Raw genomic sequence first — 24,417 nt, forward strand, 5'->3', positions numbered from 1 at the left:
CGGTGTGAGATAAAGTCGCTATGCGTGGTTGATGCTGATTTGAATTATAACTTATGACATTCAAATCACTGAACCAGTTATCTTCAATAGATATCTTTATGTTACTAGAATTTAGAGGTTTTACATTAAATGATTGTAATTCTTCTTGTTGTTTTTTAGATACTTGGAATATGGTTGGAACTGATATAATAATGCTTAAAGCTTTGTTTCTATGTTCAAATACATTTTTTTCTATATTTAATCAATCCACCAATCACATGAATTAAATACCCAAAACAAACCAGATTCAAAATAGCTATTAATACATGTATAATATTGTCTAACATTATTTACTTTTAATTAACCCAGCATCCTAACAGCCCAGCAATCTAAAGCTTAAAATAAAACCTACATCTCCTCTGCAAAGAAAATAGCATTCATTAATAGTTTATTTGTTCCATACCAGAAAGCTCTAAACTGTGTGTTGTCAGTAAAACCTATAACATCACCTCGCCCATAATTGTTATGCTGAAAAGGAACCGTGTTTTTCAACGCTTCTAAATTCAGGTCTGAGATATAACCACTCATTAAAGGGTTATCTGTATAACGTATCGGGTTTCTGAAAGAGTCTGAATGAGGTTCAATAAATAGTCGTGTGTTTCTAAACATAGGTAATTGATCATCTTTAAATCCAAATGCGATAGGATGTGAACGATCTAGTTGAGTTTCAAAAATGGCACCACCTATATTTTGTGCTCCATAAAAATCAGAACGTTGTTCAAAGGTGATGTTGTTTGTTGGATTATCGATACTCCTAAAAGTAAGCGGTAACAATTTAGAACTACTCATCCATCTTAACGCACTGCGATAACCTATTAAAGTTCCACCAGCACGTGTCCATTCTTTAAGTTGATCGACAACCTCATTTTCTGGGCTACCATAGGTTGCTGGAACAATAATGGTGTTGTAGCGCGATAAATCTTTACGATTAATATCATTAACATCTATCTTAGTTACCACCATGTCATAACGCTGGTCTAGTAAGTGCCAAATCTCGCCAGCATCATAAGGATTAACTCCATCGCCTATTATTAAAGCAACTTTAGGTAAGGTTAATGCTCTAAACTGTCGAGAACCTAGATCGATACCTTTAGTAAGTCCAGATTGAACACCATAAAAGCTTAAGCCTTCATGGATGGCAATATCACCTAGACGATCTGCAAACTCAGACGCATCCCATTTTTGATTTTGAACAGGAATTAATATGGTTCCATAGTCATAATCTTTACCTTCAATAGTAAATTCTTTCATTGCCACCTTTGCGCGTATTCCTTCAGAAAGCAAAATATTTAAAATCTTAGGCGTTTTATACTCATTCCACGGCATGAGATAAGCATAGTCAGACGAATTTATTTTACCAATACCGTTCTTATATGCTATTTCATCCATAGCATCATTTAAACTAGCATTCTCATCATAATCCATATCAAAGGCTAGCGGAAAAGTCCACGCACTGATATCATAAAACAAACTGTCTTGAAAAGTGGTGCGTTTTTCAAACATCGCTTTAATCAATCGCGAATTCTTTTGATTTTTTGGAACGATGTAAGCAAAGTCCTTTTTATAAGTTTTACCGTTTTTAGTGACATCATTTTTTAAAGAACGCACTTCTATTTTGTGCCTCATTAAAATATCTGCAAGTGCATCAGTTCTACCAGCATCAGTATAATCTCCGAAAATGATGGCACCATTATTATTTTCTTTACGAGCATCGGCATAAAACTTTTTGTGATAATCTAGGATTTCTTGACGCATACTTACTGCGGCTTTTAGTGTAGAAATGCCTGCCGTAAACTGGTTGCGTATAGTAAATGGAAACGTCAACACTCCATTTTCAGAATTTTGAGCATGTCCACGAGAACTAGCTTGCTCAAAAAGAATTCCTATAGAGCCATTAACGTCTGGGAACGTTGATCCTTTACCATAGTAGAAGTCGTCATAGCTTTCTTCAGTATAATAAAGTGATCCTATTTTATCTAATTCGGCTGCATGAAAATCTCCTATTTTACGAGTCAACTGTTGATTCATTGCTGGTGTTAGGGGATGCGTGCGTGATGGAATTCCTGGCTGGAAAAAGAAAGTTGCATTAGTTCCCATTTCGTGATGATCTGTTAGAATATTAGGCATCCAATTATGAAAGGTCTCAATTCTTGCTTGAGATTCTGGTAATTGAACAGGTAGCCAGTCACGATTCATATCAAACCAATAGTGATTAGTACGTCCACCAGGCCATGCCTCGCTATATTCACGGTCATAAGAATCTGGATTTATATTCTCATTTTTATGTTGGTTGACCCAACCAGCAAATCGCTGCAATCCATCTGGATTAAAACTAGGATCAAAAAGTATGACAGTATTATTCAGTAATTCATCCATCTCAGCTCCTTGTCCAGCAGCAAGATGATAGGCGAGAAGAAGAGCCGCATTTGATCCACTGGGCTCATTACCATGTATAGAAAACCCTTGATAAACTACGATAGGCATATTTGCGGTAGATGCATTGCTGCCATCAGATAATGCTATGTGATCAGCCTGTATCTGTTCAATATTTGCATGGTTTTGAGGCGACGTAATTGTCAGTAGCAACAGTGGTCTGCCTTCATAAGTGGTTCCACGATTTTCTAGTGTAATGCGATCAGATTCTCTAGCTAGTACACGCATGTATTCTGTGAGTTTATCATGCGTTACATGCCATTTTCCCGGTACGTAACCTAGTACTTCTTGTGGTGTAGAAATCTCACTATTGTAAGTGGTTGATGGATTTGGTAAATAATAGCTTAATGTAGGATCGACTAGTGTTTGTGCTGTTAACGCTTTCGCGAAAGCGAGACAAGCCACCATCAGTATTGCTTTATACATAGTAGGTTGTTAAAGTTTAAAAATAAAAAAAGCCTTTCAAAATGAAAGGCTTTAAGAAATCTTTGTGATGTACTTATATGTCATCAAAACTAACGTCTGTGAAGCTTTGTGCTGCTTCAGTAGTTTCTGTTTGTACCGTTTCTGTTGCATGAGCAGCCGGATTATAATCTGCCTGATGTCTTTCTGAAATGACCGTATCACCTTTTTCTTTGATGATGAATTGTGTCATTTCTGCAAGAGTACTTTCAAACTCGGCAAAATCTTCTTTATAAAGATAAATTTTATGTTTTTTAAAGTGAAAACTACCATCGTCATTGGTGAACTTTTTACTTTCAGTGATGGTTAGGTAATAATCATCTGCTTTAGTTGACCTCACGTCAAAGAAATAGGTGCGTCGTCCTGCACGTACTACTTTTGAAAAAATATCTTCTTGATCTTTGTAATCTCTATCGCTCATTATGCTATTTCAAGGTTGTCAATAAGCCCAAAAATATAAAAAAATGTTAAATGGGAAAGAGATTATCGGTTTATTGTGTGAAGTAGTTGATAGTTTGTGGTTTAAAAAGGGATTTAAAAAGGTTAAACTATCATGTTTTTTTAGAATCGCTAGATTCTAGATTATTTAACGATCGTCTTCCATCATTTGATTTGTATACAGTTCTGCATAATAGCCATTGTTTTTAATTAAAGAGTCATGATTGCCATTTTCAACAACACGACCTTCATCTAATACAATAATTTGATCTGCATTTTTTGCACTACTTACTCGGTGACTAACGATGATAGTGGTAGTGTTTTCAGTCACTTTTTTGAGATTATTTAGAATCTTTTCTTCAGTTTCTGTGTCTACCGCGCTTAGACAATCGTCAAATAATAAGATTTGTGGTTTTTTGATAATCGCTCGCGCTATTGAAACACGTTGCTTTTGTCCACCACTTAAGGTTATACCTCGTTCACCTAATACCGTATCATATTCTTTAGTGAAGTCTATAATGTTTTTGTGAACTACTGCATTTTTTGCAGCTTCAATTATTTCATCCTTACTAGCATCCTTTTTACCGAATGCAATATTATTACCTATTGTATCAGAGAATAGAAACGCATCTTGCGGTACATATCCTATAGCCTGTCGTAATCTATCTAGGTTAAGGTCTTTAATAGGGTAGTCGTCTACTATTATAGTGCCGTCGGTAACATCATATAATCTACCTATTAATTCAAGTACGGTAGATTTACCACTACCGGTTTTACCTAAAATGGCTAATGTTTTACCTGCTTCAATAGTGAAGCTTACATCTTTAAGTGCTTGTATATTAGTATCTTCATAAACAAAATTCACATGGTCAAAAGTGATGTTTCCGGTAACCGGCGTATCTGTTTCAACCAGGTTTTGAATTGCGGGATTGATATCTAGAAATTCGTTGATACGTTTTTGTGATGCGGCTGCTTGTTGTACCATATTAGTCACCCAACCGACAACGGCTACTGGCCAGGTTAACATGTTGACATAAATTAAGAACTCTGGAATGACACCTACTTCAATAATGCCTTCTGCTGCTTGTTTTCCTCCTATATATAAGACAAGAATGTTACTAAGGCCTATAAGTAAGACCATTAAAGGAAAAAACAAGGCTTGAATACGAGCTAGGTCTATGTTTTTTTCTTTACTGTCATTTGCAACAACAGTGAACTGCTCATTCATTTGCTGTGATAAATTGTAAGCCTTTATAACAGATATTCCGCTAAAAGATTCTTGGGCAATTGTGTTTAAACTAGAGAGTTGTTCTTGAACCAGTTTTGAACGTTTCTGAATCTCGCGGCTAACTAAATATATCGCTACTGATAAAAAGGGAAGTGGTATGATGGTGTAAATAGCTAGAGTAGGAGCCGTGTAAATCATGGCAGGTATCACTACAGCAAATAAGGTAATCATATTAACACTATACATTAAAGCTGGTCCCATGTACATGCGTACTTTTGAGACGTCTTCGCTAATACGATTCATTAGATCACCAGTTCGGTTTTGCTTGTAAAAGCCTAGTGATAATCTTTGATACTGATTATAGATGATATTTTTGAGATCATATTCTAAATGTCTAGATACCACAATAATTAACTGACGCATTACAAAAGTAAGTCCTGCAGAAAGTAATGTTGTACCTAGAATAATACCGATGTATAATAACAATTGATCATTGAGAAATGACTCATCTGTAATGTTACCATTACCCCAATCATTAAGTAAGTTGATGATTTTACCTATATATTTAGGTAAGAAGATGGAAAGTACTCGTGCAATTATGGTAACTAGAAATCCTCCTAGCAGTTGCCACTTGTACTTTACAAAAAGTTTATTGAGCTTTTTAAGTTCCTTCATAATAGGTAAAAATCCTTCAAAGAATTTACTTTCTATATTCTAAACGCGAATTTAAGTCAGTGTTATTGTTAAGTTGCTAAAATGACGTTATTTTTGCACGCTTTTTAAGAGTATTTAAAACAGCCATTAAAAAATCATTCATGTCTCAACATACTACATTGGAAAAGATTATTAACCAAGATCCTGTTTTTGGACAGTTGTCTTTTGACGATCACGAACAAGTCGTTTTCTGTAATGACAAAGATACAGGTTTAAAAGCCATCATAGGAATTCACAATACTGTTCTAGGTCCAGCTTTAGGTGGGACACGTATGTGGCAGTATGACAATGAATGGGCTGCATTAAATGACGCTTTACGTCTTTCTCGTGGAATGACATTTAAAAGTGCTATTACCGGATTAAATCTAGGTGGAGGAAAGGCCGTTATAATTGGTGATGCCAAAACTCAAAAAACTCCAGAAATGATGCGTCGTTTTGGAGAGTTTGTACATTCTTTAAGTGGAAAGTATATCACTGCCGAGGATGTAGGAATGACTACAGGTGATATGGATACAGTGCGTGAGGTAACGCCATATGTTACCGGTATTTCTCAAGAAAAAGGTGGAGCAGGTAATCCATCTCCTATAACTGCATATGGTGTGTTTATGGGAATGAAAGCGGCTGCAAAATATAAATATGGAAGCGATGTTCTAGAAGATAAAATAGTTTATGTAGAAGGAATAGGTAACGTAGGAGAAACTCTTGTAGAATATCTTACTCAAGAAGGAGCTCAAGTTTATATCGCCGATATTAATCAAGATCGTTTAGAAGAAGTAAGTTCAAAGTACGGAGCAAAAATCTATACAGGCGCTGATCTTCATGCCGAAAAGATGGATATCTATGCACCATGTGCATTAGGTGCCACGGTAAACGATAATACCATCCAGAAATTACAAGCAGATATTGTTGCTGGAGCAGCAAATAATCAACTAGCAGATGAAAGTAAACATGGTATGCTTCTACAACAACGTGGTATTGTTTACGCACCAGATTTCTTAATCAATGCAGGTGGAATTATTAATGTTTATGCAGAGTTAGAAGGTTATGACCGTTCTGAAATCATGCGTAAAACAGAGAACATATATACTACGACCATCGAGATTTTAAACAAAGCGCAACAAAATGGCGTGACTACTCATACCGCAGCGTTGCAAATTGCACAAGCCCGTATTGATGCTCGTCGTCAGGAAAACCGTGGATAAGTTGCCAGTAAAGTAGTAACTTTGTCCTTTCAATTATGGTCCGTTGGGCCTTATTAATATTTAAATAACGCTTCCGCGAAAGCGTATACTTAAAAAACGTTCTTATGCTTACCCGTCGACAACTACGTATCAAAGTGATGCAAGCCATTTTTGCTTTTCAGAAGCAGGAGAATGCAGAGATTAAAGAATTTGAAACTTTCTTAAATCAAAGCATGACAAAGACCTATTCTTTGTTTTTGTACATGACTCAATTACTTGTAGAAATACACAAATTAGCAGAGGATAAAGTAATTAAAGGACAGCAACGTCATCTGGCAACAGATTCTGATCTTAATCCAACCCGTAATTTTATAGATAATAAAATACTAACGAAACTGCGAGAAAGTCAGGTTCTAGTTGATGCTCTTAAACAGCGTGATCTTAAACCATGGCATCTTAATGTTAGATATGTAGAAAATCTGTATAACCAGATTACAACGAGTAAAACATATGTCATCTATATGAGTGAACCAGATCAGTCGCTTAAAGCAGATCTTAAATTCTTAACTCAAATATATACAGACATAATTGCTCCTAACGATGAAATTCTTGACTTTTTAGAAGATGAGAATATCACATGGACAGACGATTATCCATTAGTAAACTCTGCTATGATAATGTTCTTGCGCAAGATAAAACCTGGAAAGGAAATTAAATTACCAGAGCTTATTAAAGATGAGGATGACGTAAAGTTCACGATGGACCTTTTTAGAAAAACTTTGTTTAATAGAGAAGAGTTTCTAGAACGTATTGAAGGAAAAACACCTAATTGGGAACAAGATCGTATTGCACAAATCGATCTGGTATTAATCATGATGGCGCAATGTGAGTTCCTTAAATTCAATAGCATACCAGTTAAAGTAAGTCTTAATGAATATTTAGAAATATCTAAGGATTATTCTACTCCTAAAAGTAGCTTCTTTATAAACGGTATCTTAGATAACCTGTCTAAAGAATATGAAACGGAAGGTGTTCTTAATAAATCAGGTCGTGGCTTGATGTAAATCGTTCTTTTAGTTACATTTGCAATACTCTAAAAAAGAATTTAAAAATTATATTATGAAAAAATTGGTTTTAATGGTAGCTGCTATAGCTACAATGGCAATTACAGGTTGTAATGAGAAAGCTGCTGCAACGATTGATGAAGCAAACTTAACTGCCGCTGCAGAGCGTGAGTCAGTTGCTGGAGATTTTCCTGCAATGACATTTGAGCAAGTAGAGTATGATTTTGGTACTGTTGATGAAGGTACTGTTGTAGAGCATGAATATAAATTTAAAAATACAGGTAGCGCACCACTTATCGTTGTTAACGCAAAAGGTAGCTGTGGATGTACTGTTCCTACTTGGTCTAAAGAGCCTATCGCTCCAGGTGAAGAAGGATCTATGTTAGTTAAATTTAACACTAACGGAAAACCTAATAACCAGACTAAAACGGTTACAATTAAGGCAAACACTGAATCTGGTACTGAGTCTATTCGTATCAAAGGATTTGTTACTCCTAAGGCTAAGCCTGCTGCTCCTAACGCATAATTGATGAATCAAGATTTGATCATGCAATGGGGACCTATTGCACTTATGGTGGTGATTTTTTATTTCCTCATCTTAAGACCACAGGCCCGACGCAGAAAAGAAGAAAAAGAGTTTGCAGAGACTCTTAAAATAGGTGATAAGGTTATTATGTCCAGTGGGATACACGGAAAAATAAGCCAGATCAATGCAGATAAAGGTACTGTTCAAGTTGAAACTGGAGCAGGAAAAATAACTTTTGAGAGATCAGCGATTTCTACTGAGTTATCTAAAAAGCTAACTGCAGCACCTAAAGAAAATTAAGAAGTTTTACTTCGTAAATAAAAAGCCCTTGAGAAATCAAGGGCTTTTTATATTTAAAATTGTCGCTGGTTATAGGTTGTATTGAAGACTTAAAAGAAAGCTTTGCTAGTTATAAGTGTTTGTCCATACCGGGCAACTCTTTCCATCTACCATCTTCGGCGACCTGTTTGAGTGTTAAATTGCGCTGCTCTAATAATTTAGTCATATAGTTTTCTAAGAAAAATTTATCTGCAATTTTGCCTAAAAACCACAATGGTGAAGTGTATGAAAATACATCACGCATAAAAGTGTCACCATTTTCCAATTGTTCGAAATGATGCTCGTGTCTGAAACTTTTAAAAGCTCCACTGATCATTTCATCTGCAAAAAAATGATAAGGTTCTACGTCAGTGATATGACTAGTAAGTTTTTGCGTTATTCCTAGATGTTTAGCTTGCCAGGTAACGGTCTCGTTTTTCTCAACTAGGCCAGTAGTTCTGCCCGCTACCGCTTTTTCATTAGTGTGTTCTAGTGATAGCATGTGTAAATCGATGCTTCTAGCTAGATCAAAAACTATTTGAATAGGAGCTTTTATATAAGTCTTTAAATGTAACTCTGGCATTATGTATTGTTTTTTTCTATCGCGATAGCCTCTATAATATATTCTTCAAGTAATTCAATATCTACCATGTCAGATTCACAATAGCGTAATTGTCTTAATAATTGGGTTTTGCCAGGTTGCGCATTTATCAATGCATTTTTATTGTCTTTTAAAAGAGCACCTTTGTGAAACCATACGGCACAATGATTTTTAAAACCTACCATACCTATTAAGTTTTTACCTTTTAAGGTATAACATGGTGCTCCCCATTTTATGGACTCTTCAAGTTCTGTGTTTTGTAACACATTGTAAATAGTATTGAAATGAGATTTCCATTTTGGAAAAAAGGAGATGTATTCTTGTGTGTTCTTTGCCTTAGGATTTGCCATGTTAGCTGTTATTAAGGATTGTGGGATAAAAAAAACGAGCCGCTAGGCTCGTTTTAAGTATAAATTTCTAATTAGAATCTCCACCCGAAGTTGACTCCACCACGACCAGTAACGGCAGGTAGTTCATAATCTTGTGGGTCACTCGCAATGCCTAAATTACGACCAACTCCAAAACCTACATCTATTAAAAAACCACTGTCGCTTACCCATTTCCATCCTATACCAACACCGATGGCAGCCTCGGTATAAGACTCAGTCCTGTAGCTTCCAGAACCAAAAATATCATTTTCATAATACCCGTCATCAAAGGTGAAAACTTTTACAAAGCCTTCTCCATAAAAGCCTTTAGCACCATAATCTTCTTTTGAAAAGAAGTATTGTCTATAATACGGCGTTAAACTAAATGTTTCTATGTATTCAAAATTATCATCGTTATCAAAAATCCCGATATTAAGATCAACTCCAACACCAGAATACCTTCCTAAAACATACTCATATCTTGGGTTGATGCCTAAACCACCTATAGCTGCGACAACATCAAGACTGACTTCATGTTTTTTAACAGAATTGAAACTTTCCATACGTTCTTGTGAATCTGTTAGTTCTTCTTGTTGCCCCATAGCAATGCTTAATGTACAAATTGCAATCGCTGTTAAAATTATTTTTTTCATAGTTTAGTTTGTAGTGACTAGATGTAATTATTGAGATAACGTTGCGTCGATATCTAATTTAAAGTTAATCGTTTAACTGTTAGCGTCCACAGCGACTAACTCTGCTATTTTCACAATAACTTCTGTAGCTTTCATCATGCTTTCAACTGGCACGTACTCATAAGGTCCATGAAAGTTATGGCCACCTGCAAATATATTAGGACATGGTAATCCCATATAACTTAATTGAGAGCCGTCTGTTCCGCCGCGAATTGGTTTGATAAGTGGTTCGATACCTAGTTCACGCATAGCTTTCTCTGCCACATCAACAATATGCATTACTGGCTCAACTTTTTCACGCATGTTAAAATACTGATCTTTAATTTCAATGGTTACAGCCTCACGATCATATTGTGCATTTAAATCAGTAACAAGTTTCATCATTACTTCTTTACGGGCTTCAAAATGGCCACGGTCATGATCTCTAATAATATATTGTAGTTCTGTTTTTTCCACTGCACCTTTCATGTTGTGTAAATGAAAAAAGCCTTGATAGTCCTCAGTATGTTCTGGAGTTTCCATTCTAGGAAGTGACTCGATAAACTCTTGGGCGATGTACATAGAGTTAATCATCTTACCTTTTGCATATCCTGGATGTACAATTTTACCATGGAATGTTACCACGGCTCCAGCAGCATTAAAGTTTTCATATTCTAGCTCACCTATCTGACTACCATCCATTGTATATGCCCAATCTGCTCCAAATTTTTCTACATCAAATTTATGTGCGCCACGTCCTATTTCTTCATCAGGTGTAAAGCCTACTTTAATAGTACCGTGTTTTATAGACGGATTATCAATCATTATCTTCATTGCAGTCATGATTTCTGTGATACCTGCTTTATCATCTGCTGCGAGTAGGGTAGTACCGTCAGTGGTTATTATCGTTTGCCCTTTATATTGAATTAAAGATTCAAAATAGTCTGGTGTTAAAATAAGGTCACTGCCTTTAAGCGGTATATCTCCACCATCATAATCATGGATGATTTGAGGTTTGATATTTTTTCCTGTAAAGTCTGGCGTGCTATCAAAATGTGATATGAAACCTATAACCGGAACATCATGATCAACATTAGATGGCAGTGTAGCCATGACATATGCATTCTCATCAATACTCACATCACTCATTCCCATGTCAGTTAGTTCTTGATGAAGCTTACGTGCTAGATCCCATTGCTTTTCGGTACTAGGTGTCGTCTCGCTGTTAGGGTCAGATTCTGTATCAATAGTGATGTAGCTAATAAATCTGTCTGTAATTTCTTGTTTATTGATCATTTAATATCTGTAAATAGGTCTGTATAATTGATTAAAGTAACTCTGTCGTCGTAGTTGTTGAAGCGTGTAGTTTGAATTACTATAGTACGGATTTTGAACGGTAAGACTCGATGGTCTAGATAAAGTACTTTGTTGTTGTTCCTGCTGTTGCTGTCTTTTACGTTCAAAATGAGCAACTACAAAAGGTATGTATTCTTTCTCTTCTAGATCTTGTTTTTCTCTATAAATAGCCATCATATCTATTCCTTCTCGACCTGGTGTTACAGAGAATGCTCTAGGGTCGTTGCGCAGTATTCTACTATCAAAACTTAGTTGAACCTCAATTTGTGCTTGTGGCAATACATATAAATTGAATTGTTCTAGGTTGCTGTCGTTGTCTATTTGTGAGTTAGCGTTCCAACTTATCAAATACAATAGAATAATATATAAAACATTCCTTTTCATAGGTTAAAGATAGCAATTGTGTTCCGCTTTCGCGAAAGCGATACTCTTAAAGTTCTTCTACTTTTGTAAGGCCTAGTTTTATACCTTTTTCAATCATAAAAGCATAGGCTGCATCATGTTCATTAGGGATATCGCCATCGAGGATGGAGTTTTTAATCGCGCTTTTAATCATACCTATCTCTCGACATGGTTGTAAGTTAAAAGCTTTCATGATTTCCTCTCCACTAACTGGTGGCTGAAAATTACGTACATGATCACGTTCTTCAACTTCTATAATTTTATCTCTTACTTTTTGGAAGTTGTTATGGTACTTTTTAAAGCGATATGGATTTTTTGTAGTGATGTCTGCCTCACATAATGTCATTAAGTCTTCAATATGATCGCCAGCATCATGGACTAGTCTCCGTACAGCACTATCTGTAGCACTTTCATCAATGACTGCTATAGGTCTAGAGGACATGCGCACCATTAATTGCACAAATTTCATTTTATCATTAAGTGGCATCTTTAAACGTTTGAAAAGATGATAGACCATCTTAGCTCCTTTAAATTCGTGACCATGGAAGGTCCAGCCTACTTTTTTACTAAATTTCTTTGTCGGCGCCTTACCTATATCATGTAATAAAGCAGCCCATCGCAACCATAAATTGTCTGTATTGCGAGAGATGTTATCGACTACTTCTAGGGTATGATAAAAGTTGTCTTTATGTTTCTGACCTTCTACTTCTTCAATGCCTTTTAGTGCAGTAAGCTCTGGCAAGAAATAAGATAGCAAACCTGTTTTCTCTAATAAAATAAATCCATGAGATGGCTCATTACACATCATGATTTTATTTAATTCTGTGATAATACGTTCGTTTGTGATGATTTTGATGCGACTTGCATTATTCTTTATACTGTGAAATGAATCATCGTTAATCCTAAAGTTTAATTGAGCAGCAAATCTAATGGCTCGCATCATGCGTAATGGGTCATCACTATAAGTAACGTCCGGTGCTAATGGGGTTTTAATAATCTTTTTTTCAAGATCTGCCATTCCATTAAATGGGTCTACTAAAAGTCCGTAGTTTTCTGGGTTTAATGAGAAAGCCATGGCGTTAATGGTAAAGTCTCTACGGTTTTGATCATCTTCTAGAGTACCATCCTCAACGATGGGATTGCGGCTGTCTCTAGTGTAACTTTCTTTGCGAGCACCTACAAATTCAAGTTCAAAATTATCGGTTTTTACCATGGCGGTACCGTAGGTTTTAAAAACAGATACCTTAGTGCTTTGCGGTAACAATTCTGCTACTTTTTGAGCAAGTTCGATACCGCTGCCTACTGCGACGATATCTATATCTTGTTTTGCACCACGTTTGAGAAAATAGTCTCTTACAAATCCACCTATAACATATGCGTCAACTCCTATTGCTGCTGCAGCTTCACTAATGGTTTTGAATACTGGATGTGAGATTGCATCTTTAAATTGCAGTTGCTCCATGATGTTACTTTCTCAATATTTTCATTGTTCCATCATTTGATATTTTAATGATGGATGATGGTGGGACATTAGTTTTGGCAAGTGGTAAATCTAGGATATGATCTATTCTACTTTTCAATTCTTCACTTATATCTATAAATCCTACGGGAGTTTTTTCTCCACTTAAGTTTGCGCTAGTTGAAACGATAGGCTTTCTTAATCCTCTGATCAATGCACGACATACTGGATCGTTAGTCACTCTTATGGCTAGTGTATTATCTGTGGCGATTAGATTCTCTGCAACAGCTTTAGGCCTGTCATAGATTATAGTAAGTGGCTTTTTATTTAATTTTAAAACTTGCCATGCCATCTCTGGCACTTCTTCAATATAACGGTCTAGCATGTCAAAACTATCTACTAAGATAATTAGTGATTTTGCTGGATCTCTTTCTTTAATTTTATAAAGTTCTTCTACAGCATCATAGTTAGTGGCATCACAGCCTATACCATAAATCGTGTCTGTAGGATAAAGAATAATTTTACCTTTCTTTAAAGCAGTAACTGCTTCTCTTACATCTTCCATAGGTAAGTCTACAACTTCTTGCTTTTTCTTGCTAGGAGTGCGTCCTCTTACTTGATCTCTTCTGTTTCTATCGCGTTCACTGCGTCGTGGCATAATCTACTGTATTATTAGACTTCTAGGTATTCAAAAGCTCTTTTGGCAAAATTACGATTAAGCTCACGACATTCCTCTAACAATCCGTCCTTTATCGTGGCATTCTTAACTTGTTTAAGAGCGTTGTCAAAATCTGTAAAAACAGGATCGTATTTAAAATCGTAAAATTTAGAAGAATTAGGAATAACGGCTACTTTTTTTCCTAATAACATGGACCAATACATAGCATGATAACTATCTGTTATAATGTGTTCACTTCTTCCTATAAAATTTATTAATCCTTCTAGGTCAACAGTATTTGAGGTGCTAGGGTATTCTTTAAATTTTGAAGTTATACTAGGTTGCTGAATCGTTTTTTTATGGAAAATAACACCTATTTCTTGTGTCGTTTTGTATGAATTATCAAATAGTTCATGTAAACAACTCACGCATGGTAACCATTCTCCTGGCATTTTATAATCTCTTGTTCCGGCTATTCCAAATTTGGTAACATCCACATCATATGAATTGATCTTGCCATAAAGACTGGATTTTTTCTCATTATGACCTATACCCCATAAGACTGTTTTTTTTCCTTGCTGGGCTATTTTTTCATAAAATTTCATTTGATTAGTAAAGCTTCCTCTGTTTAATAAACCACCACCGCCTATAATTAAAGAATTATCAACGATGTCGTTTACTAGCTGATTTCTGTCTTTTTGATCAGTGCGTTTATATAAAAAAATATCAGAATATTTACCTTCTAGTTCTTTAAAGTATTGATGTGGTGCGCAATAAAGATCACCTACGTTGGACACGTCATAACGATGTATGTTGATAACGCCATCATTTTTTTGATCCATACCTAGAATCTTTTTAAACGTTGCCTTTTTATAATAACTTGATTTTATTTTCTGAATCATCGAGGTCTCTTAGGGTACAAAAATCGGGATTTACTATTTTATGTAGGTATAGATGTAAAGATAAATGAAAACAAAGGATGTGTATTTATCAACTTCTCGTAGTTTTGACACATGAAAAGCGTTTATCAAGATTCATATCAATATTTAAAACCTTCAATAGAAGGAGCGATTACTCGTTTTGACCAGATAGGAAGGTCATTACACGATGGACGTAATGTGGTAAAAGTTATTGATGTAGATGGTGAATCTCTTAATTTTAAGAGATTCAGAAAGCCTAATGCTATTAATAAAATAGTATATAGATTTTTAAGAAAATCAAAAGCACAACGTTCTTTTGAGTATGCTACAATCCTTATGGAAAAAGGAATAGGTACACCAGATCCTATCGCCTATCTAGAACAAAAATCCTTGTTTAATTTTGGTACTAGTTTCTATATTTCAAAGCAATTAAATTGCGATTTTACCTATCGAGAGCTTATTAATGACGACTCAATAGAAGATAAGGAACAAATTCTAAAAGAGTTTACTAGATTTATTTATCATATGCACGAGTCCGGTGTTTATTTTTTAGATAATTCACCAGGAAACACCTTAATCACTAAGGTAGGTGATCATTATGAATTTGCTTTGGTCGATTTGAACCGCATGAAGTTTTATGAGATTCCGTGGGATGACCGTCTTAAAAATTTTGAAAGACTATCACCTCATAAATGGATGTATGAAGTAATGGGAAAGGAATATGCTACGCTTTCGCGAAAGCGTCCTGAGGAAACCATTGCACAAATGTGGAAGTACACACAGGAATTTCAAGAAGCTTTTCATCGGAAGAAGCGTTTGAAGAAAAAGTTTAAATCTTTAATTAAAGGAAAAAAGTAATTATGAAATTAAACGAAATACCTAATTCTTTAATATCATCTTTAAAGATGAAGTTTAAAAGTCTTAAGGATCTTAGAAAAAGAAAGTCAGACCAAATACCTGTGATAGTAACTCTGACAACTATCCCGAGTAGAATAAGTACATTACACTTAACAATACGTAGTTTAATTTTACAAGATGCACAACCTGAGAAAATTGTGTTGTGGCTTAATGACGACTTTAAAAATCGAGTGCCTAAAAATTTAAGTAAACTAGTAGGTGATGTATTTGAAATTAGATTCTCTCCTTATCTGTTTTCTCATCGTAAATTGATTCATAGTTTGGATGCCTTTCCAGATAAAATATTAGTCACCTCAGATGATGATTTAATATATCCTAGTGAGACTTTAGGGAATTTATATCAATCACATTTAAAACAACAAGGTCATGTTGTAGCTCATAACTGCCGTGAAATTACTTATGAGAATGGTGAGGCGCTACCATACCTGAAATGGCCTTTTACTAGAAAGCCTTTAAGGAATGAATTGTTGTTAATGCCAGTAGGTGCATTTCTAGTATTATATCCACCAGGTATTTTAAATAAAGACGCAACAAATATTGATTTATTTACAAAAATATCGCCGCGTAGTGATGATTTATGGTTTAAAACAATGACTATTCTTAACCACAAAAAATCAGTAGCATCGATAATTCCTGCTCCAGAGCCTATTCCTATTTGGGGAACGCAAAAAGTAGCATTAAAGAAGACTAATAATAATTTAGATCAAAAACGTGTTCAATGGGAACAGATAGAGAATCATTATGGCAAAGAGTTATTAGATATTATTAATCCAGACCGCGACGATAAAGCCATAACTTTACATAACGCATAAATATTCCATAGCTTCTTAAGTAAGCGATAGAGAACCCTACAAAACCGTCTAAAAACCCTAGTTGTACAAAGTAATGTTTTGTAAAACCCCACATGGGCTTAATAACGACGTGAAAGGCTGTTATTTTCCCTACTTTTTTATCAAAATCACGAGCTTGTAAACCTGCGTATCGTTGTAACTTATCGACATGATGATCGATGCTTATATACTTGTAGTGTAATAGTTTGTTTTCTAACCAACCTACTTTACCATCGGCCTCAATTTCTGAATGTACATGTTTATCAACATATTTACATTTAGATTTTTTAAAGAGACGTATAACGCGATCATTTTTCCATCCACTATGGCGTATTTGCTTTCCCATGAAGAAGTTGCGACGCTTCATCCAGTAACCTACTTCTTCACGATCATCTATAGTTTCTAGTAGTGTGAGGATTTCTTCTCTTAATGCAGGCGTTACTCGCTCATCTGCATCTACTAATAGAATCCATTCATGTTTTGCTTGCGGGATTGCCCAGTTTTTTTGAGAAGCACTATGTACGTACTCTCTAGTTAATAGTTTTGTGATATGTGGTTGTGCTAGTTCTATAGTATTGTCAGTACTATTACTGTCTACTAAGATAACTTCATCACAAAAATCAACACTCTTTAAAACTTCAACAATATTGTGTGCCTCATTGTATGCAGGTACTATAGCAGATAATGAAACTTTGGACATATGGCAGGTAGGTTCTGGGGTTTACTGAGCAAAAATAAACTTGTAATTCATATAACCGCTTATGAATCACTAAATTTGTCGAAATTTACAGTATTATTCTTTTTTATGATAGAAAATCCGTCTATATCTGTTGTCATTAGTACATATAACTCAGTAGAGTGGTTAGAAAAAACCTTGTGGAGTTATGAGCATCAAATCTTTAGGGAATTTGAAATCGTAATTGCAGATGATGGAAGTGGTCAAGAAACTAAAGATTTTATAGATCATTATAGAACCATTTCTTCAAAACCTATCATTCATGTCTGGCATGAGGATAATGGTTTTCAAAAAAGTGAGATTCTTAACAAAGCATTGATGGCTTGTACTTCTCCATATGTAGTCATGACTGACGGAGACTGTATTGCTAGAGAAGACTTTTTACAGATTCATTACGAGCGCCGTTCGCCAGGATATTTTCTATCTGGTGGTTACTATAAATTACCTCTTGATTTATCTCAATCCATTACTAAGGAAGATATAGCAACGCAAAAGTGTTTTGATTTAAAATGGTTGAAAGAAAATGGGTTGCCATCTTCTTATAAAAACCAAAAGCTTACTTCAGGATTTGTTCAGGCAGGAGTTATGGAACGTTTAACACCTACTAATGCTAGTTGGAATGGTCATAACTCTAGTGGCTGGTTAACCGATTTAAAAGCTGTAAATGGTTTTGACGAGCGTATGCAATATGGCGGACAGGATAGAGAACTAGGAGAACGCTTATTCAATTATGGTATTAAGTCTAAACAGATTAGATATAGTGCTATATGTCTACATTTAGACCATGCGCGTGGTTATAAAAACCAAGAATCAATAGATAAAAATCTAGCCATAAGAAAAGCTACTCGCACTGAAAAGAAGGACTACACGCCTTATGGAATTGTGAAAAAATCTTAATTGAGACGGTAATTTTAATAATTCCCATCCACGAACTTTTTCAAATTTTCAAACATTAACACAGGCTTAAAATGTTGATATAGTTCTTGCGCTTGTTTTTTAAAAGCACTCGCTTTTTTTGTGCCATAAAGTTCTGGCTTAAAGTCTTTAAGGTGAACAGAAATGTGTTTCTTTCCATCTTCACCAGCGTTCCAAGAACGTTTATTGATCCATGGGCTGAAAATAGCAAAGCTAGGTATATCCAGTGCCTTACCCATATTTATAGCGCCACCTTCATTGCCTATTACAGTAGTACAGTGGTGAAGAACTTTTAGATAGTCACGTAAACTAGGAGTAATTGCGTTTATAAAAATATGTTTTTGTGTTTCAGGTAGACAAGCATTGTATATTTCAAAAGCTTGATCTTTTTGGGAAGGCAGGTAATTGAAAAGTACCTGGCTACCAGTTTTTTGAACCGTTAGGTCAACAACTTGTGCCATATAAATCAAAGGTAGAGTCTTGTTCATACTAGACCCTAAAGCACTCACCATTGTAATAGGTGAGTTCAAATCAAGCCCGTTTTCTATCAACCAATTCTTACCTTCCTGCTTTTCGGATTCAGAAAGATGAATTTTAGGTAATAAATCCCATTGTACGTTTTGAGTCAATGATGCGGTTAAAAGCAAGCGACTACCTAATGATAATCCTGTTTTATAAATTTCAGGATCAGGACTATTTTTTATAGCGGTTGTGTAAGCCCATGGTGCAAACCACTTTTTATATCCTATTCTTTGAACAGCGCCCACTATTCTAGATAGTAATGCGCTGTTATTTTTTCCATAGGCATCTATGGAAATAGAATAGTTGTTTTTTTTGAGCTTTCGCGCAAGCGTGAACACACCTCTCCAGCTATCAAACTCTTTATTGTCTACACAAATAAATTTATCAATAGCTGTGTTACCTTCCACAACAGCAAGTGCTGTTTTAGAAATCAGATAATGAATTTGAGCGTCTGGATAGATGATTTTTAACTGCTCTGCGATGATAGTACTGGTCAGTACATCACCTATCATTTTATATTGAATGAGCAGTATATTCACTAAACTGCTACATTATACTCACGCAACGCGTCGTTCAAAGAAGTCTTTTTATTAGTACTTTCTTTGCGTTTACCTATGATTAATGCACATGGTACATTATAAGTTCCAGAAGGAAACTCTTTCGAATAACTGCCAGGAATCACTACTGATCTTTCAGGTACACGTCCTTTCATTTCAACTGGCTCATCACCGGTAACATCTATAATCTTTGTACTCATTGTAAGTACAACATTTGCACCTAACACGGCTTCTTTTTCTACATGTACTCCTTCTACAACGATGCATCTAGATCCTATAAACGCGCCATCTTCTATAATTACTGGTGCGGCTTGTAATGGTTCAAGAACACCACCTATACCTACACCACCACTTAAGTGTACATTTTTTCCAATTTGAGCACAACTACCTACGGTAGCCCAAGTGTCAACCATGGTACCTTCATCTACATAGGCACCTATGTTGATATAACTAGGCATCATTATGACACCTTTTGAAATATAAGCACCATGTCTAGCAACGGCATGTGGTACAACACGTATTCCTTTATCTGCATATCCAGTTTTAAGTGGAATTTTATCGTGAAATTCTAATGGACCACATTCAATAGTCTCCATTTTCTGTATAGGGAAATAAAGAACTACTGCTTTTTTAACCCATTCATTTACGACCCAACCATCTTCACTAGGTTGTGCCACTCGCAAAGTACCGCGATCTAACATTTCTACAACCTCTCTAATAGCAGTTTGAGTTACTGCATTCTCTAGCTGGGAACGATCATCCCATGCTGCTTCTATAACGTTTTGTAATTGATCCAAAGCTTTTGATTTTTTACAAATATAAATGGAAACATTTATAGGTTTTCATGCCTTGGCTCGATTTTAGCAACTAGTTCACAAATAACCTTATTTTTGCAGTTCTTATGAGTAGAATACTGGCTATAGATTATGGTAAAAAACGAACCGGTATCGCGGTAACAGATCCTATGCAAATTATTGCGTCTGGACTGACTACTGTTGCGACGCATGAATTGTCGGTTTTTATAGAAAAGTATTTAAAGTCAGAAGATGTAGAAACCATTGTCATTGGTGAGCCTAAACAGATGGACTATACAGATAGTGAGTTGGGTAGTGTTATTCACGCTTTCGCGAAAGCGTTACAAGAAAAATATCCTCACATAACTATCGAAAGAGTCGATGAGCGATTTACTTCAAAGATGGCTTTTCAGACTATGATTGATAGTGGATTGAGTAAATCCAAGCGTAGGAATAAGGCGCTAGTAGATGAAATAGCCGCGACTATTATATTGCAAACATTTATGGACAAGAAAAGTCCTTTTTAAATAGAATTATTAAAATTAATCATTCAGAACACATGATTTATCCTATAGTCGCTTATGGCGATCCAGTATTAAGAAAAGTAGCAAAGGATATCACACCTGATTATCCTAATCTAGATAAAGTTCTAGAAAATATGTGGGAAACCATGTATGGGGCGAGCGGAGTAGGGCTGGCGGCACCACAGGTAGGTATGCCTATTCGTATTTTTTTGGTAGATACATCACCTTTTGGAGATGATCCAGATTTATCACCTGAAGAGCAGGAACAGTTAGGTTCTTTTAAAAAGGCTTTTATAAATGCACATATCGTAGAAGAGAATGGAGAAGAATGGGCTTTTAATGAAGGTTGTCTAAGTATACCTAATGTAAGAGAAGATGTTTTTAGACCAGAAGAAGTGACCATTAGATACAGTGATGAAAATTTTAATGAAGTAACCGAGACTTATACGGGTTTAATGGCTCGTGTTATTCAACATGAGTATGATCATATTGAAGGAATTTTATTTACTGATAAAATATCTTCCCTAAAAAAGCGATTAATAAAAGGGAAGCTTGCTAATATTTCTAAAGGAAAAGTAAGTATCGATTATCGCATGCGTTTTCCAGAAGTGAAAGGAAGAAAATAATCACCATTTTAAAGATGAGGTTTAATATATTTGCCGTCCTCAGAAAAAGAAGAATATGAGTTTAGAAAACATTTTATCAGTAACAGGTAAGCCAGGTTTATATCAATTAAAGACTAAAACCCGTAATGGTTTTGTAGTCGAATCTTTAATCGATAAGAAAACAGCTATAATAGGAATCAACCATAACGTGAGTGTACTTAAAGATATCTCTATTTATACTTATGAGACTGAAGTACCGCTTAAGGAAGTGTTTCAAAAGATTGCTGAAAAAGAAAATCAAGGTCCTTCAATCAATCACAAAGTAAGTAAGAAAGAACTACAGTCTTATTTTAGTGAGGTGTTACCTAACTATGACGAGGATCGAGTATATGCTAGTGATATTAAAAAGGTAGTGCAATGGTATAACTTACTTCAATCTAATGATTTATTAAATTCTCTTAGTCAAGAAGAAGAATAGAGTTAGATTATGATATAAGAAGATAAAAAAAGCCTTTCTGAATTGAAAGGCTTTTTTTATAAGTGTGATAGTTTAATGCTTTTATTTCTTAAAAAATGGAATACGGTACATCAGACCATAAGTATAACCTACACCTATTTCACTAGTGTCATAAGTTTTACCAAAGCCTGGTACATACAAGTTGTCAAAATTATCAGGAGTTTTTTCTGTAATCATTCTCTTTAACTGCACGTTTGCCACCATATATAAATTAGGTAATACTTCAACCTTAATACCTAGTTGTAATTCTAACCATACTGCGGTAAGACCTTTAAACTCTCTGTCTACAACATTAGTGAAAACAGGGAAATAACTATTGTCTTGAGCATAGTCATACCTCAATAAATTCTGTGAAAAATTTGCGGCACCTAGTCGTGCGCCAAAATAAATCATGTTATCCATGTCTAGCCAGTTTTGATATAAGTTGTAATCAATACCTGCTTTAAAATATGAACCGCTGGTTTTAAAATCTATTCTGTCAGAATTACGATCTATATTTTCATTACCTAATTCCCCAGCGATGTATAGCTTATTTTTTATTCTGTAATCTGCTAAGATTTGAAACCCATTATATTCTGGATCAATACCAGTGCGTATTAAACTGGCTGCATCTATTCCTAACCGCAAACCATAGGTGCGTTTATACTGAACGCTGTCAACTGCAGTTTTCTCTTGCGTTTGTGAAAACGCTACTAAACCTACAAGTAATATTAATATGTTAGTGACGTATCTCAATGTGTATGTCGTTATTTGATGTAACTTCAGGAGTAACTACTTGAATGTTTATAATCCATTCATCACCAGTAGGTTCTGGTAATCTGAATGCGCCTAGTTCATTATAAACAATTTTAAAACCACATGCTCTATTAATGTAAATTTCATCAAGATTATAATTAAAGTCTATGCTATCTATATTAGTGCCGTCATCATCATCTAAGAAAAATTCATAGCTAGTGTTATTGCTATCTGTTCTTAATGGTATTGCAATAGAGTCAACGGCGGTGAGTAAGGTTGAACCTTCACTGTCTAAAGGAGCAAATTCTGTAAAACCTATTTCTCTTATTTGTAATTGTTCTACCTCTTTAGATTCTTCCGGATTACCTATATCAGTGAATTTAATAATTAAACGCGGTGTCACGCTTAATGAAGGGTCGCATAAATCATCTTTTTCACAACTAGATAAACCAGTCATTAAAAGGATAATACTTAGTAATAAAGTGTAGTTATATTTCTTCATTAATTAAGCCTGTAAGAATCTCGGTAGTTTTAGCATAACTAGGTCTGTGAATGTAGTCAGATAAAACGATGTCTCCGTTTTTATTTATAATTGTGTAAGTAGGAAAACCTTCTAAATTTATTTGTTTGAAGATAGGTCTTGATTGATCTTCAGTTAAAAAGTAATGCTTTCCAGCGATTTTGAATTTTGAAATAGAAGGTACATAACCAGCTTCCTTACTTTGGTGACATAAATACACAAATTCAACATCATCCTTAAATTTCTCATGCAATGCTGGTGAGGCATTTTTAAACTCACTTTTACATGGTCCACACCATGTTGCCCAATTATCAATATAGATCACTTTACCATCAGCATTTTCTATAATTTCATCTATGAATTGAGTAGCATCTTCAGATTTAAAAGTTAAAAGCTCTGTATCTACAGGTAATTCTGGGTTATTAAGTAATTTTTTTACTTCGTCATATTTCTGTGACACTGTTGCTAGAATAGGAGTATTATTAAAAACAAGGTCAACTTCATCTTTATGGTTTTCATAAAAAGAAACATTGTTGTCTTCTAACTTATTCATTACCTTACTTTGTAATATTTTCTTTTTTAAGTAGTCATTGTTTTCTAACGACATTAAACGGTTCATAAAAGCTTTTTCTCTCGACTCAGTTGTATTTTCTAAAGCATCTACTTCCCATACATAACCTAGATAATTTGCAATCATCGCAGGGTTATTGGTGTTGAGGTCATATTCTATTTTGTACTCTGGTAAATTATTAAAGCTATTTGTGAATGTACTATCGTTTAACGCAACAGCTCCTTGTGGACTATAAAGAGCATAGGCGAGTTTTTTTGCAGGTATTAAAAATGCCTCTTCAGACATTACATAATCTTGTAAAACTTGCTGGTCATGATTAGCTAGAAAATCCTTATTATAAGATTGAACTTCAATAGATATACTGTCTAGTAATAAAGCATAATCTTGTGGAGATAAGACTTCTTCAGATTCTAATAATTTCTCTGTTGGATTGTTGTCTTTATAGGCAGTAAGTGCTGTGTTGACATCGCCACCTTTCCCATCATACGTTACCTTTTCAAATCTCGCATCTGTAGCAATATGAATAGAATCACCAGGACTAATCAGTAATTGAACGCCATAATCACCATATATAGATATACTCATAGATCTGTCTACCGGTAGTGTAGATGTAAAAGCACCATCTTTCCCTACTTCAATTTCTATCTGGTCATAATCTGCTTTGGTTTCATTGTATAGATAAGTAACCAATTTTTCTGGAATATCTATTGAGTCAACAGCAGTGATTTTACCTGATATTTGAGCTTCTTTACGTATCGATTCGTTATCTTGTTTATCACCACAGGCTATAAAGCTTGCAATAATAAGAACGATAAAGAGTGATTTTTTCATAATA

At 35.0% G+C, this 24,417-nt stretch carries 27 protein-coding genes; 10 read left to right on the top strand and 17 right to left on the bottom strand.

What is annotated here, in order from left to right; all coding sequences use genetic code 11:
- Positions 1–387 precede the first annotated feature (387 nt).
- The 3 genes from ACJJVI_RS08635 to ACJJVI_RS08645 all read right to left on the bottom strand — a co-directional run bounded on the left by ACJJVI_RS08635 (position 388) and on the right by ACJJVI_RS08645 (position 5,275).
- Positions 388–2,898, bottom strand: coding sequence for a M14 family metallopeptidase (locus ACJJVI_RS08635; RefSeq protein ID WP_405351461.1), 2,511 nt, complete (start codon positions 2,896–2,898; stop codon positions 388–390).
- Positions 2,899–2,971: 73 nt separating this feature from the next.
- The gene (locus ACJJVI_RS08640; RefSeq protein ID WP_036581765.1) at positions 2,972–3,355 is read right to left on the bottom strand and encodes a PUR family DNA/RNA-binding protein; all 384 of its coding nucleotides are present in this window, start codon (positions 3,353–3,355) and stop codon (positions 2,972–2,974) included.
- A gap of 165 nt (positions 3,356–3,520) precedes the next feature.
- Positions 3,521–5,275: an ABC transporter ATP-binding protein gene (locus ACJJVI_RS08645; protein ID WP_405351464.1), complete on the bottom strand. Its 1,755-nt coding sequence runs from the start codon at positions 5,273–5,275 to the stop codon at positions 3,521–3,523.
- A 140-nt stretch (positions 5,276–5,415) separates the two neighbouring features.
- On the opposite strand from ACJJVI_RS08645, the gene ACJJVI_RS08650 reads away from it, so the two are divergent.
- From ACJJVI_RS08650 to yajC, 4 genes are all read left to right on the top strand, one after another.
- Positions 5,416–6,516 carry a Glu/Leu/Phe/Val dehydrogenase gene (locus tag ACJJVI_RS08650; protein WP_042295716.1) on the top strand — a complete coding sequence of 367 codons (1,101 nt, stop codon included), beginning with the start codon at positions 5,416–5,418 and terminating at the stop codon, positions 6,514–6,516.
- A 104-nt stretch (positions 6,517–6,620) separates the two neighbouring features.
- Positions 6,621–7,559 carry a transcription antitermination protein NusB gene (locus tag ACJJVI_RS08655; protein ID WP_051788677.1) on the top strand — a complete coding sequence of 313 codons (939 nt, stop codon included), beginning with the start codon at positions 6,621–6,623 and terminating at the stop codon, positions 7,557–7,559.
- 55 nt (positions 7,560–7,614) lie between these two features.
- On the top strand, positions 7,615–8,085 hold the full coding sequence (locus tag ACJJVI_RS08660) for a DUF1573 domain-containing protein (protein WP_036581755.1): 471 nt from the start codon (positions 7,615–7,617) through the stop codon (positions 8,083–8,085).
- A gap of 3 nt (positions 8,086–8,088) precedes the next feature.
- Complete coding sequence (yajC, locus tag ACJJVI_RS08665) at positions 8,089–8,385, top strand: preprotein translocase subunit YajC (protein WP_036581753.1); 297 nt, start codon at positions 8,089–8,091, stop codon at positions 8,383–8,385.
- 109 nt (positions 8,386–8,494) lie between these two features.
- Here yajC and ACJJVI_RS08670 read toward each other — a convergent pair whose 3' ends face one another.
- The 8 genes from ACJJVI_RS08670 to ACJJVI_RS08705 form a co-directional block, all read right to left on the bottom strand.
- A complete protein-coding gene (locus tag ACJJVI_RS08670) occupies positions 8,495–8,986 on the bottom strand; it encodes an SRPBCC family protein (protein ID WP_042271197.1) in 492 nt (163 codons plus the stop codon).
- Positions 8,986–9,354, bottom strand: a complete 369-nt coding sequence (locus ACJJVI_RS08675) for a DUF1801 domain-containing protein (RefSeq protein ID WP_348021754.1) — start codon at positions 9,352–9,354, stop codon at positions 8,986–8,988. The genes ACJJVI_RS08670 and ACJJVI_RS08675 overlap by 1 nt, the downstream gene beginning before the upstream one ends.
- A gap of 71 nt (positions 9,355–9,425) precedes the next feature.
- Positions 9,426–10,025 (bottom strand): hypothetical protein, encoded by a 600-nt coding sequence (locus ACJJVI_RS08680; RefSeq protein ID WP_405351467.1) that lies wholly within the window; start codon positions 10,023–10,025, stop codon positions 9,426–9,428.
- Positions 10,026–10,097: 72 nt separating this feature from the next.
- Positions 10,098–11,339, bottom strand: coding sequence for a peptidase T (pepT, locus tag ACJJVI_RS08685; RefSeq protein ID WP_405351469.1), 1,242 nt, complete (start codon positions 11,337–11,339; stop codon positions 10,098–10,100).
- The gene (locus ACJJVI_RS08690; protein WP_146128671.1) at positions 11,340–11,783 is read right to left on the bottom strand and encodes a hypothetical protein; all 444 of its coding nucleotides are present in this window, start codon (positions 11,781–11,783) and stop codon (positions 11,340–11,342) included. It abuts the gene before it with no gap.
- A 46-nt stretch (positions 11,784–11,829) separates the two neighbouring features.
- Positions 11,830–13,263 (bottom strand): CCA tRNA nucleotidyltransferase, encoded by a 1,434-nt coding sequence (locus ACJJVI_RS08695; RefSeq protein WP_405351471.1) that lies wholly within the window; start codon positions 13,261–13,263, stop codon positions 11,830–11,832.
- A 4-nt stretch (positions 13,264–13,267) separates the two neighbouring features.
- On the bottom strand, positions 13,268–13,918 hold the full coding sequence (locus tag ACJJVI_RS08700; protein ID WP_081908537.1) for an L-threonylcarbamoyladenylate synthase: 651 nt from the start codon (positions 13,916–13,918) through the stop codon (positions 13,268–13,270).
- A 14-nt stretch (positions 13,919–13,932) separates the two neighbouring features.
- On the bottom strand, positions 13,933–14,820 hold the full coding sequence (locus ACJJVI_RS08705) for a hypothetical protein (protein WP_405351473.1): 888 nt from the start codon (positions 14,818–14,820) through the stop codon (positions 13,933–13,935).
- A gap of 111 nt (positions 14,821–14,931) precedes the next feature.
- On the opposite strand from ACJJVI_RS08705, the gene ACJJVI_RS08710 reads away from it, so the two are divergent.
- Both ACJJVI_RS08710 and ACJJVI_RS08715 read left to right on the top strand, forming a co-directional pair.
- On the top strand, positions 14,932–15,696 hold the full coding sequence (locus ACJJVI_RS08710) for a lipopolysaccharide kinase InaA family protein (RefSeq protein WP_405351474.1): 765 nt from the start codon (positions 14,932–14,934) through the stop codon (positions 15,694–15,696).
- Between the two features lie 2 nt (positions 15,697–15,698).
- On the top strand, positions 15,699–16,568 hold the full coding sequence (locus ACJJVI_RS08715) for a glycosyl transferase (protein WP_405351476.1): 870 nt from the start codon (positions 15,699–15,701) through the stop codon (positions 16,566–16,568).
- On the opposite strand, the gene ACJJVI_RS08720 is transcribed toward ACJJVI_RS08715, so the two are convergent.
- On the bottom strand, positions 16,522–17,286 hold the full coding sequence (locus tag ACJJVI_RS08720) for a glycosyltransferase family 2 protein (RefSeq protein ID WP_317290905.1): 765 nt from the start codon (positions 17,284–17,286) through the stop codon (positions 16,522–16,524). The two genes, ACJJVI_RS08715 and ACJJVI_RS08720, sit on opposite strands and share 47 nt — an antisense overlap.
- Positions 17,287–17,391: 105 nt before the next feature.
- Here ACJJVI_RS08720 and ACJJVI_RS08725 point away from each other — a divergent pair, with 105 nt between their 5' ends.
- Complete coding sequence (locus ACJJVI_RS08725; RefSeq protein WP_036582118.1) at positions 17,392–18,219, top strand: glycosyltransferase family 2 protein; 828 nt, start codon at positions 17,392–17,394, stop codon at positions 18,217–18,219.
- 14 nt (positions 18,220–18,233) lie between these two features.
- On the opposite strand, the gene ACJJVI_RS08730 is transcribed toward ACJJVI_RS08725, so the two are convergent.
- Both ACJJVI_RS08730 and ACJJVI_RS08735 read right to left on the bottom strand, forming a co-directional pair.
- Positions 18,234–19,298 carry a glycosyltransferase family 9 protein gene (locus ACJJVI_RS08730; RefSeq protein WP_042271211.1) on the bottom strand — a complete coding sequence of 355 codons (1,065 nt, stop codon included), beginning with the start codon at positions 19,296–19,298 and terminating at the stop codon, positions 18,234–18,236.
- Positions 19,298–20,113 carry a 2,3,4,5-tetrahydropyridine-2,6-dicarboxylate N-succinyltransferase gene (locus ACJJVI_RS08735; protein ID WP_036581723.1) on the bottom strand — a complete coding sequence of 272 codons (816 nt, stop codon included), beginning with the start codon at positions 20,111–20,113 and terminating at the stop codon, positions 19,298–19,300. The genes ACJJVI_RS08730 and ACJJVI_RS08735 overlap by 1 nt, the downstream gene beginning before the upstream one ends.
- Before the next feature lie 104 nt (positions 20,114–20,217).
- Between ACJJVI_RS08735 and ruvX the strand changes: the two genes are divergently transcribed.
- Genes ruvX through ACJJVI_RS08750 form a run of 3 tightly spaced genes read left to right on the top strand, consistent with a single transcriptional unit; the run spans position 20,218 to position 21,717 of the window.
- Positions 20,218–20,637, top strand: a complete 420-nt coding sequence (gene ruvX / locus ACJJVI_RS08740) for a Holliday junction resolvase RuvX (protein WP_036581722.1) — start codon at positions 20,218–20,220, stop codon at positions 20,635–20,637.
- 32 nt (positions 20,638–20,669) lie between these two features.
- A complete protein-coding gene (gene def, locus ACJJVI_RS08745) occupies positions 20,670–21,260 on the top strand; it encodes a peptide deformylase (protein ID WP_348021745.1) in 591 nt (196 codons plus the stop codon).
- A 55-nt stretch (positions 21,261–21,315) separates the two neighbouring features.
- Positions 21,316–21,717: a DUF5606 domain-containing protein gene (locus ACJJVI_RS08750; protein ID WP_036581717.1), complete on the top strand. Its 402-nt coding sequence runs from the start codon at positions 21,316–21,318 to the stop codon at positions 21,715–21,717.
- Positions 21,718–21,798: 81 nt separating this feature from the next.
- Here the strand turns inward: ACJJVI_RS08750 and ACJJVI_RS08755 are convergent, their stop codons facing one another.
- Genes ACJJVI_RS08755 through ACJJVI_RS08765 form a run of 3 tightly spaced genes read right to left on the bottom strand, consistent with a single transcriptional unit; the run spans position 21,799 to position 24,413 of the window.
- Positions 21,799–22,491, bottom strand: a complete 693-nt coding sequence (locus ACJJVI_RS08755; RefSeq protein ID WP_042295729.1) for a DUF6048 family protein — start codon at positions 22,489–22,491, stop codon at positions 21,799–21,801.
- On the bottom strand, positions 22,475–22,993 hold the full coding sequence (locus ACJJVI_RS08760; RefSeq protein ID WP_036581711.1) for a DUF6452 family protein: 519 nt from the start codon (positions 22,991–22,993) through the stop codon (positions 22,475–22,477). The genes ACJJVI_RS08755 and ACJJVI_RS08760 overlap by 17 nt, the downstream gene beginning before the upstream one ends.
- On the bottom strand, positions 22,980–24,413 hold the full coding sequence (locus tag ACJJVI_RS08765) for a TlpA family protein disulfide reductase (RefSeq protein ID WP_405351480.1): 1,434 nt from the start codon (positions 24,411–24,413) through the stop codon (positions 22,980–22,982). The genes ACJJVI_RS08760 and ACJJVI_RS08765 overlap by 14 nt, the downstream gene beginning before the upstream one ends.
- Positions 24,414–24,417: the final 4 nt, after the last annotated feature.

The sequence above is a fragment of the Nonlabens sp. Asnod3-H03 genome, assembly GCF_045063665.1.
Lineage (GTDB): Bacteria > Bacteroidota > Bacteroidia > Flavobacteriales > Flavobacteriaceae > Nonlabens > Nonlabens ulvanivorans.